The sequence below is a fragment of the Fusicatenibacter sp. genome, assembly GCF_977045365.1.
On sequence record NZ_CDRRUH010000080.1, the window covers coordinates 1 to 10623 of the forward strand.

9 protein-coding genes are annotated in these 10623 nt (G+C 49.8%); all 9 read left to right on the forward strand.

The window, feature by feature from the left end; all coding sequences use genetic code 11:
- Positions 1 to 404: 404 nt before the first annotated feature.
- The 9 genes from ACY2VW_RS13305 to pepT all read left to right on the forward strand — a co-directional run bounded on the left by ACY2VW_RS13305 (position 405) and on the right by pepT (position 10490).
- Positions 405 to 1733 (forward strand): MATE family efflux transporter, encoded by a 1329-nt coding sequence (locus ACY2VW_RS13305; RefSeq protein ID WP_461874268.1) that lies wholly within the window; start codon positions 405 to 407, stop codon positions 1731 to 1733.
- 149 nt (positions 1734 to 1882) lie between these two features.
- Positions 1883 to 2581: a response regulator transcription factor gene (locus tag ACY2VW_RS13310; protein ID WP_461874267.1), complete on the forward strand. Its 699-nt coding sequence runs from the start codon at positions 1883 to 1885 to the stop codon at positions 2579 to 2581.
- Positions 2571 to 3704, forward strand: coding sequence for a sensor histidine kinase (locus ACY2VW_RS13315; RefSeq protein WP_461878383.1), 1134 nt, complete (start codon positions 2571 to 2573; stop codon positions 3702 to 3704). The genes ACY2VW_RS13310 and ACY2VW_RS13315 overlap by 11 nt, the downstream gene beginning before the upstream one ends.
- Entirely contained in the window at positions 3701 to 6247 is a 2547-nt protein-coding gene (locus ACY2VW_RS13320; RefSeq protein ID WP_461878384.1) for a hypothetical protein, read from the forward strand. Before ACY2VW_RS13315 ends, ACY2VW_RS13320 begins: the two co-directional genes overlap by 4 nt.
- Positions 6234 to 7199: an ABC transporter ATP-binding protein gene (locus ACY2VW_RS13325; RefSeq protein WP_461878387.1), complete on the forward strand. Its 966-nt coding sequence runs from the start codon at positions 6234 to 6236 to the stop codon at positions 7197 to 7199. The genes ACY2VW_RS13320 and ACY2VW_RS13325 overlap by 14 nt, the downstream gene beginning before the upstream one ends.
- Positions 7200 to 7213: 14 nt before the next feature.
- Positions 7214 to 8089, forward strand: a complete 876-nt coding sequence (locus ACY2VW_RS13330; RefSeq protein ID WP_461878385.1) for an ABC transporter permease — start codon at positions 7214 to 7216, stop codon at positions 8087 to 8089.
- A 17-nt stretch (positions 8090 to 8106) separates the two neighbouring features.
- Positions 8107 to 8865: an arginase family protein gene (locus ACY2VW_RS13335; protein ID WP_461878386.1), complete on the forward strand. Its 759-nt coding sequence runs from the start codon at positions 8107 to 8109 to the stop codon at positions 8863 to 8865.
- A gap of 79 nt (positions 8866 to 8944) precedes the next feature.
- Positions 8945 to 9256 carry a metal-sensing transcriptional repressor gene (locus ACY2VW_RS13340; protein WP_022463104.1) on the forward strand — a complete coding sequence of 104 codons (312 nt, stop codon included), beginning with the start codon at positions 8945 to 8947 and terminating at the stop codon, positions 9254 to 9256.
- 16 nt (positions 9257 to 9272) lie between these two features.
- On the forward strand, positions 9273 to 10490 hold the full coding sequence (gene pepT / locus ACY2VW_RS13345) for a peptidase T (protein ID WP_117812837.1): 1218 nt from the start codon (positions 9273 to 9275) through the stop codon (positions 10488 to 10490).
- The last annotated feature ends 133 nt before the right edge of the window (positions 10491 to 10623 follow it).

Sequence of the window (10623 nt, forward strand, 5' to 3'; positions counted from 1 at the left end):
TCGATGAGAAAGAAAAGGTTTGTAGTAAGCTTGCGTCCAATTAAGTACTTGGAAGAACTTTTAGAAGCTTAAAAAAACTGGAAAAGCAGAATTGGTATTAGATAGTTATTCATGCGTTTGTCGTGAAAGTTACAGGAGAAATCTTGACAAGCCCGGGCAAAGTGTGGTATATTGCTCTCAAACTTGGTGTGGATTTTTCAACTTGTAATAAAGTTCTTTTCGCCACGCAATTATCGAAAGCAGATAATTGCGTGGCTTTTTTTCGCGAGCAACGAGCCAAAGTCCGTGCTTGCACGAGACCTTGGCGACTGCCGCGAAAACTATGAGAAACTCGCAAAGCGTGTTTCTCATAGTTGTGTGAGCAACGAGCCCACCAACAGAAAAGATCACAAATGGAGGTAATAATGAACGAAAACTTTATGAAAGAAAAGCCAGTATTTCCACTGCTGGTTTCGATGGCGCTTCCAATGGTAATCTCGATGCTGGTCAATTCCTTATACAACATTGTGGACAGCTTCTTTGTCGCACAGATCAGCGAAGATGCCATGACGGCGCTCTCCCTGGTTTATCCGGTACAGAATTTTGTAAATGCCGTTGCCATCGGTTTTGGAATCGGACTGAATGCGGTGATTTCGTATTATCTGGGAGCGGGTGACAAAAAGGCAGCCGGCTGTGCTGCAACGCAGGGCCTTGCCCTCACTATGCTGCATGCGGTTATTTTAACGATCGGAAGCCTTCTGGTTATCGAGCGTTTCCTGCGGATGTTTTCTTCTTCCGAAACTGTCATCGATCTTGGTGTCCGGTATTCACGGATTATCTTTCTGTTTACCATAGCAATCATGGCAAACCTTTACTTTGAAAAGGTTTTTCAGGCAGTCGGCCGGATGAAAGTGACGATGACCGGTATGATGATCGGCTGTATTGTCAACATCATTCTGGATCCGCTGATTATTTTCGGAATCGGACCGTTCCCGCGCCTTGGAATTGAGGGTGCGGCACTTGCAACCGGTATCGGTCAGGTGACACCGGTCGTGATTTACTGGATTATTTACAAGATCCGTCCGATTTCGGTCAAGATCCGTCCGGAATATTTAAAAGAAGGAAAAAATCTGGTCGGAAGACTGTATGCGATCGGCGTTCCGGCGATTTTGAACCTGGCGCTGCCGTCGCTTCTGATTTCCGCACTGAATGGAATCCTGGCTGTTTATTCCCAGAGCTACGTTGTCGTGCTCGGCATTTACTACAAGCTGCAGACGTTCATCTATCTGACAGCAAACGGCATTGTACAGGGCATGCGCCCGATTATCGGCTTCAATTACGGCGCAGGCGAGCATAAGCGTGTGCGGAAGGTTTATGAGATTACGCTGATTATGTGTGCGGTGATCATGCTCGTCGGAACCGGCATCTGTCTTGCCATTCCGGAACAGCTGATCGGACTGTTCAGCAGCAATCCGGAGACCATCCGTCTTGGCGGACAGGCACTGACACGCATCAGCGCGGGCTTTTTGATTTCGGCAGTTTCCATCACATCCTCCGGTGCGCTCGAGGGACTCGGAAAAGGCGGATCTTCCCTGATCATTTCCCTCTGCCGAAATGTCATTGTCATTCTCCCGGCAGCTTACCTGCTGTCTCATCTGGGAGGCGGCGTTTTCGTATGGCACGCTTTCTGGATCACGGAGGTTATTTCTGCAGCGGTTTCTCTTGTGGTATACCGCCGCGCAGTACGAAGATAAAAAATATAGGAAGAAAAGAAAAGCGGCCTCTTGTGGAAGGCGGCTTTTCTTTTTATAATAGATAATACAGACGTAAGAATTAAGTAAAGATTTTTTTGAATATTCATGGTACCATTACGGTAGTTAAAAACAGAGAGGATGGAAACGACGTGGAAGAAACAAATATTTTAGTTGTGGATGATGAAAAAGAAATCGCGGATCTGCTGGAAATTTATCTGATCAGCGATGGATTTCAGGTATTAAAAACATACAGTGCAAAAGAAGGACTCCGTATTCTGGAGGAGAAGAAAATCGACCTGGTGCTGCTCGATGTGATGATGCCGGATATGGACGGCATTGCGATGTGCCGCCGCATCCGGGAGACGAACAACATTCCGATCATCATGGTAAGTGCCAAAACGCAGGATATCGACAAGATCGTCGGTCTGTCAACGGGAGCAGACGATTACGTGGCAAAACCATTCAATCCGCTGGAGCTGATGGCGCGTGTAAAATCCCAGCTCCGCCGCTACCGCGAACTGAATCCGTCGAAGCCGCACGAGCGCCAGGAAGTAATTTCCTTAAAGCATCTGGAAATCAACAAGGTAACCCATCAGGTTGTCTGCTACGGAGAAAGCATCAAGCTGACACCGATTGAATTTGATATTCTGTATCTGCTGGCCTCCAACCCGGGCCGCGTGTTCAGTACAGACGAAATTTTCGAGCGCGTCTGGCATGAAAAATTCTATGAGGCGAACAACACGGTTATGGTACATATCCGCCGTCTGCGCGGAAAAATGAAAGACGACACAAGAGAAGATAAGATTATTACAACAGTCTGGGGAGTGGGATACAAAATTGAAGCCTGATTTTATAAAAAACTTCAGCCAGAGGATGGTCTTTGATCTGATTGTAAGTGCACTTGTCACGGTGCTTGTAGTGACGCTTACCGACGGGATTCTGACCTTTTTCGGCAATGGACTGATGAACATCGGTTACCGGAGCGCCTGGATCGGACCGGGAGGCCTCCGCCCATCGGTGCGGACGATGATTCTGACGGCGGCTGCGCTGCTTTCGTTCTGCCTGACCTTTTATTTCCTGATGCGCGAAACCATCCGATACATTGGGAAGATTCTGGAAAAGGTAAAGGAGATATCAGCAGGGGATTTTGATCATCCGATCGAGGTAAAGGGAAATGACGAGTTTTCTGTGATGGCGGAGAACTTAAATACGATGCAGCAGAATATCAAGGAAATTATGGAACGGGAACGGATTGCGGAGCATACGAAAAACGATCTCGTCTCATCCGTGGCACATGACCTCCGTACGCCGCTGACTTCGATTATCGGCTATCTCGGCTGGGTGCGCACGCGGACGGATCTGGATGAGGAGACGAGAAATCATTATATCGATATTGCCTATCAGAAAGCACTCCGTCTGGAGCAGCTCACGAACGAGCTGTTTGGATTCGTCAAGCTGGAGCACAAAGAGATGCAGCTGCATCTCGGAAAACTTGATCTGGTGCAGCTGATGGAGCAGATGCTCGACGAGATGACGCCGTCTTTTGTGAAAAATGAGCTTCAGGTGGAATTTCTGCATGCGGAACATGCGATTTTTCTCGAGGCGGACGGTGAGCTGCTGGCACGGCTCTTTGGAAATCTGCTGAACAATGCTGTCAAATACGGAAAAGAGGGAAAACAGATCCGCGTCTCAATGGAAAAAGAGGGCGAATATGTGGTCACGCGTGTCATTAACTACGGACGGATCATTCCAAAACAGGAACTGGATCATATTTTCCAGAAATTTTACCGGACAGAGCAGTCGAGGAGCCGCGATACCGGCGGGACGGGACTTGGACTTGCGATTGTACAGCAGATTGCGGAACTGCATCACGGACAGGTGCGGGTAAAAAGTGATCTGCAGGGAACCGTCTTTGAGGTGGAACTGCCGGTCGGAATGCCAAATGGGAAGAAAGAGGACGAAAAGCGATGAACAGGAAAAGAAGAAGCAAAATCTGCTGTCTGTCCGGTATTTTGCTGCTGATTCTGCTTCTGGCGGGAGTTCAGAGGGTGTCTGCGATGACAACGCGGACAGAACTTTATCAGAACGCGCCGTCGGACGGCGGAAGAAGCGGCGGGAAAGAAAAGCAGCTTCTTGCCAACAGCTACGCAGGGGAATACCAGATTGATTTTTCTTATGGATTCGAAGGAAACTATCAGGATGGGAATCACGTACCGATCCGTGTGACAATTACAAATGAGAGCGCCGTCGAATTTGAAGGATACTTTGTTTTTCAGATCAAAAACGACGCGGAATCGATTTACCGCGGAAACAGCGGGGAAGGCATTCTCTCAAAACTGTTTCCGGGGGTTAAGCGGTCGGGTGATAAGAGAAACAGCCTTTTTACCTACCGCTTTCCCATTTATATTCCGGCGAACGGAACCGTTACAAAGACTTTTTCTGCCGGGCTTCTGGTAGAAAATACGTCTTTTTGTGTACTGCGTCTGGAAAACAGCCAGAAGGATACAGTGTACAGCCAGGAAGAAACGATTTCGAGTGAAGGCTTCTTCCAGTCCAATGTGGAAGTCTGTGTTGTGGAAGAAGAAACCAATTACGGGCAGCAGCTGAATGGAGTTACGCTGAACGACGGGATTTATGAGGTGGAAGCTGCATCTGTCCGGGCCGATGAGCTTGTCGGGCTTGCGGAGTCGTATTCGCCGGATGTGCTGATCCTTCTGGAGCAGTCCAAAGAAGAACTGGATGAAACAATCCAGAAAGAGATCGATCTCTGGCAGTCCGAAGGAGGTATTCTGATCACCTTTTCGGGAAACGAGACGTTCGCGGAAAGCCAGCGCAGCGCGTTTAAAGAGGCGCCGGTGGAGTTTCTGAAAAATATTCTGGACGAAGAGACCACCAGCCGCCTTCTGGTAAAACGAAATACGAATTATCAGAAATACTATACGATTTCTGATCTTCTGGAAAATACCAAGATCCGGAACCGTCCGAATACGGTGCTGTACGGCGGCCTGATTCTGGTCTATCTGGTTCTGGCAGGACCGGGACTGTATTTCTTTTTGAAAAAAACAGGAAAACGCCAGTATCTCTGGGGGGCGATCTGTGCCTGCTCGGCTGTCTTTGTGGGGCTCATCAGCCTGTTCGGCCAGAGCACGAGGCTCAAGGCTCCGGTTCTGACGTACGTAAGGGAAATCTGGCAGTACGATTCGTATCAGAAAGATTACATCAATTTCTGCGTGCAGGCGCCGTACAATGCTTCCTATGAACTGTATCTGGATCCGTCCTACGATCTGGTGACGTACAACCGTATGGACTATATGTCCAACAGTACAGCGCAGCCGGAAACAGAGGATGCGGCGTATGAAAAGACAGAGATCAGCTTTGGGGAGCAGAAAAACAGGGCAGAGATTTCCAATCAGGCCGCATTTGCCCTGAATGAATTCGGTATGCAGCGGATGGAAACACTGGACGAGGGCGAAGGGCTGAAAGGCACATTTCATTTCTGGGATCAGAAGATCAGCGGAACCGTGGAAAATAAGACGGGCTATGATCTGGAAAGCTGTGTGATCGCAGTTCCAGGTTACTGTGCCCTCATTGGGGACATCAAAAACGGGAAGACGATCACGCTGGATGGAATAGAAGCGGACAGCGTGCGGGATTTCGGTGCCTGGAGTGCGGCAGGGGATCTGCCGGAGATGGAGAAAAATTATCTGGACGGCGTTATCTACAATCACATGCCGAACCGGAGTGACAACTGTCTTTTCTTTGGAAAGCTGGCCGGCAATGACGATACGTTCCAGCTTGACAGCGGATATGAAGCGTATGGAATCTCGTATTACTATCAGGAAGTATCTGTGGACATGAAAGAGGACGGCGTTGTGTACTGCCCGTATGCGCAGGAGTACAGCGGATGGGACGGCGGAACCACGGTAAGTTTTGAGATGGGACCGAATTCCGGCGGAATCTCGGAAGAGGAAACCGAGGTAACGTATTATCTGAACGGCGTCTTTGAAAACAACAACATCTGGCGGCTGTATGGAACGTATGCCAAAGACGTGATGCAGCCGGATTCCGAAGGAATCTATAATCCTGCGTTCTGGCCGTATGCGATGACGGCGCTGGAAGATAAGATCCGGGCGGCAGAAACAGGCGGGGGAGGAAAACGGGGAACGATTCTTTCTCTTGCTTTTGAGAAGGCGCGCACGGAGGATGGGACCAAGATCCGGAATTTCAATGGAATCATTGAGCTGTACAATTTTCAGACGGGAACGTATGATGAAATTTCCGACTGGGAGATCGATTTTGCGGGTGATCCGGCGCTGGAGGCGCAGTATGTGAATGCGGACAACCAGATCCGTGTGCGGTACCGTCTTTCCGAAGAGGAAAAGGGAGAAGAGTATCATGAAAATTATGGATACTATGAGGCACCGAATCTGATCGTGAAGGCGAAAGAGATCCCACCGGAGCAATATCTGGAGAACCTGTTAGCGGAGGAGCCAAATGCCGATACTGAAAATTGAGAAACTGACCAAAAAATACGGAAAAACATATGCCCTGAACGGTCTTGATATGGAAGTAAAAAAAGGCGATATTTACGGCTTTGTCGGACCGAACGGTGCGGGAAAAACAACGACGCTGCGCATTATTTCGGGGCTTTTAAAGAGCGACGGCGGCGATCTGTGGCTGGACGGCGTGCGGACGACAAAAAACATTCTGAAGCAGAAAAGCCTGATCGGCTTTGTGCCGGATTTCTTTGGCGTCTATGAAAACTTAAGCGTGATAGAGTATCTGGAATTTTTTGCCGCATCGTATGGAATTTACGGGCGGGCAGGAACCGTCCGTGCGCGGGAAGTGCTGGAGATGGTCGAACTATCGGGAAAAGAGGAGCAGATGGTGGATTCGCTCTCAAGAGGCATGCAGCAGCGGCTCTGTCTGGCACGCGCGATGATCCATAAGCCCAAGCTTCTGGTGCTGGATGAGCCGAATTCCGGTCTGGATCCGCGTTCGAGAAAGGATTTTCAGCTTCTCCTGCAGCGATTGGCACGGGAGGATTACACGATTCTGATCAGCTCCCATATTCTTTCAGAATTAGCGGATCTGTGCACCAGCATTGGTGTCATAAACGGAGGAGTCATGGTGCAGCAGGGAAAGCTGGAAAACATTATGCTGGCAATCGACAGCTCCAATCCGCTGCGCATCACTGTGCTGAACCAGGTGCCAAAGGCGTTGGAACTGCTGCGGCAGGATCCGCAGGTCAGCCGCCTTTCTGTGGATGAAAACAAGATTGCAGCCTGGTTTTCGGGAAGCCGGGAGGAGGAGGCGTATCTGCTGCAGAAACTGGTAGATGCCGGAATCCTTGTGGTTTCGTTTGCACGGGAACACAACAGCCTGGAGTCCCTGTTCTTCCATCTGACCGGGGAAACGGAACAGAAGAGCCGAAACACAGAAACGTTCGGAAACACGATCGGATAAGGAGGGAACGAAACGTGCGGTTAAATCCTGTATTTGAAAAAGAAATGAAACGGAACTCACGGTCATCGCGGATTTCCTGGATTATTTTTGTCTGTAATCTGCTGCTTGCCGTGGTTGCGTTTGTCTGCTATTTCGGGGAGAGCAGCCAGCTTGGCTATCTGGCACCGGCCAGCTACAGCGTTCCGATGAACTGTTATATTCTGATGACGTATCTTCTGTTTATCCTTGTCACGCTTTCAGTTCCGGCGGTTGCAGGAGGAAGTATTTCGCTGGAGCGTGAGAAAAAGACGCTGGACGTGCTGCTGACGACGAACCTGAATCCGTGGAGAATCATTACGGGAAAGCTGGAGGCGTCACTTGGCGTCGTTCTGATTCTGACGGTTTCGGCACTGCCGGTGCTGTCCCTTATTGTGGTGTTCGGCGGTATCGGCCTTGGCGGACTGCTTCTGATGGCGGGAGGCCTTCTTCTGACTGGAATTTTTGTCGGCAGTATCGGCATTTTCTGTTCGGTTGTTTTTAAGCGGACCACGCTGGCGACCGTTCTTTCCTATGTCATTGTCGTTTTTCTGGTCGTAGGAACATGCGCCTGCACAGGGCTTGCCTACTACGCAGGACTGCTGCAGCAGCAGATGGCAGCAACGTACCAGAAGATCGATGTGGGGGGTGCAATTTACCTTCTCCTTTTGAATCCGTTTACCTCATTTGCAGGAATTATCAGCCGCCAGCTTGGGAACGGAAGAGAGATGGAACAGCTCTGCTATCTGCTTGGAAATTACGGACAGAATCCGCTGATCCATTATCTGCCGGAGGCGAGTGCCGTTCTGCAGCTTCTGCTCTCAGCCGTTCTTCTTGTGACGGCGGGAAGAAAGCTGAATCCATTAAATAAATAACAGGAGTAGAAGAGAAGATGAAACCATTTTGTTTTAGCCTTTCCGGAATTTATGAGTCCGAAGGATATGTTTGGGAGCAGGCGGGAAAGATCTGGGATCTGAGAGAGCTCCGGGGAACTGACGGTTATCTCGATCCGGAAACGGAGCAGTTTCTGGAAGCGGAACTTGACCAAAAAAAAGAAACGAAAGAGCTGCCGCGGATCCGCCTTCTGGATTCCGGTAATTACCACTATATGAGTAAATTGCTGCTGGGACTGGAAAAAGAAGATTTGTTTTTAGCCGTATTCGACCACCATACCGATATGCAGCCGCCGGCGCTTCTTCCGGTGCTCTCCTGCGGTTCCTGGATCCGGGATGCTGCCGGGGCGTATCAGAACATCAAAGGAATCTGTGTGATCGGTCCGCCGGAGGCGTCGGTGCGGGAAACAGAAGCGATGGAGCATGTCTGGTTTGTGACACAGGAAGAGCTCGACGACGGAAGCGGAGCGGCGAAGATCAAAGAGATTTTTGCATCCCATGCGGGAACACTTCCGGTATATCTGTCGGTCGATAAGGACATTCTGTCAAAGGAGGAGCTTGATACGAACTGGGATCAGGGAAATGTGCGTGTGGATGAGCTGCTGTCCCTTGCAAAGGACTGTCTTGCGGGGAGAAAGGTGCTTGCGGTCGATCTCTGCGGAGAGCCGTCGGCGAACGCGCCGGAGGCGGAGTGCAGCGCGGCAAGTCTGGTAAACCAGAAGCTGTACGGCGCGCTTGCGGCAAAAATCGAAGATTGACAAAGCCGGGGCAAAAGAGTATCATAAATTTATACCCAGACGGGGTATATAGAGTGACGGAACACAAGGAGGAAACCTCATGGGTGAATGTTGTACACACTGCAGCGAATGCGACCGGAAAAAAGTGCGGGATGAAAAAGAATACAAAGATCTGATCCACCGTCTTTCGAGAATTGAAGGCCAGGTGCGCGGAATACGGGAAATGGTGGAGAGCGACCGCTACTGCGTCGATATCCTGACCCAGGTATCCGCGATCCAGTCTGCATTAAACAGCTTCAACAAGGTACTGCTTTCCAGCCACATCAAATCCTGCGTTGTGGAGGATATCCGGCAGGGAAAAGAAGGCGCCGTGGATGAGCTCTGCAAAACCATCCAGAAGCTGATGAAATAAGAAGGAGAAGAAGAAAATGAAAGCATATGAAAGATTACTGAATTATGTTAAAGTGCCGACACCGAGCAATGAGAAGAGCGGAACCCATCCGTCTTCTGAGTGCCAGAGAGTCCTGGCAGACCAGCTTGCGGAAGAAATGAAAGCGCTCGGCGTATCGGATGTCCGTGTAGAGGATAAATGCTACGTCTACGGAAAAATTCCGGCAACAAAAGGATACGAAGGAAAGACAAAACTGGGATTTATCGCACACATGGATACGGTATCTGATTTTGCAGATCATGCGGTAAATCCGATCGTACATGAAAATTATGACGGAAAGGATCTGAAGCTGGCTGACAGCGGAAGAACACTGGAAGTTTCAGTATTCCCGCATCTTCCATCCCTGGCCGGAAGAACACTGATCACAAGCGATGGAACAACGGTGCTCGGTGCTGACGACAAGGCGGGCGTGGCAGAGATTATGACACTGGCAGAAGTCCTTCTTGCCGGAGAAATCCCGCACGGTCCGATTTCCATCGGATTTACACCGGATGAGGAGATCGGTGAAGGCCCTGACTTTTTTGATGTTCCAGGCTTTGACGCAGAGTTTGCCTATACCGTGGACGGCGGCACAGAGGGAGAAATCGAATTCGAAAACTTCAATGCAGCCGGAGCGAAATTCACGGTGACCGGATTTAACATCCACCCAGGCGGAGCAAAAGACACGATGATCAATGCAATCGCTGTTGCAAGCGAGATCCAGTCTCTTCTGCCGGAAGCAGAGTCTCCGAGAAATACCGAAGGATATGAAGGCTTCTATCATCTGACCAGTATGTCCGGCGATGTGGCACATGCCGAGTCCGAGTACATCATCCGTGATCACGATGCAGAGAAATTTGCAGCAAAAGAAGAGAATCTGCGCCGGATTGAAAAAGCAATGAATGAAAAATACGGCGAGGGAACGGTAAAACTGGAGATCAAAGAACAGTACCGCAATATGGCTGAGAAGATCCGTCCTTGCTACCATCTGATTGAGAATGCCGAAGAGGCAGCCAGAAGAGCCGGCATGGAGCCGATCGTTCTTCCGATCCGCGGCGGCACAGACGGCGCACGCTTAAGCTTCATGGGGCTGCCGTGCCCGAACATCGGAACCGGCGGATATGCATGCCATGGACCGTATGAGCACATTACCGTTGAGGGGATGGAAAAGACGATGGCAATGCTGAAAGAACTGGTTAAGATCTACGCAGAATAAAAGAGTTGTCAGAAAATAGGGTAGAGGGAGAATAAATTTTCCTCGCCCCTCCCATTGAACCGCACGTACGGGTCTCGTATACGGCTCTACAACTTATATTCCAACTTTAACTAAGTAATAGGATAAGGGATTG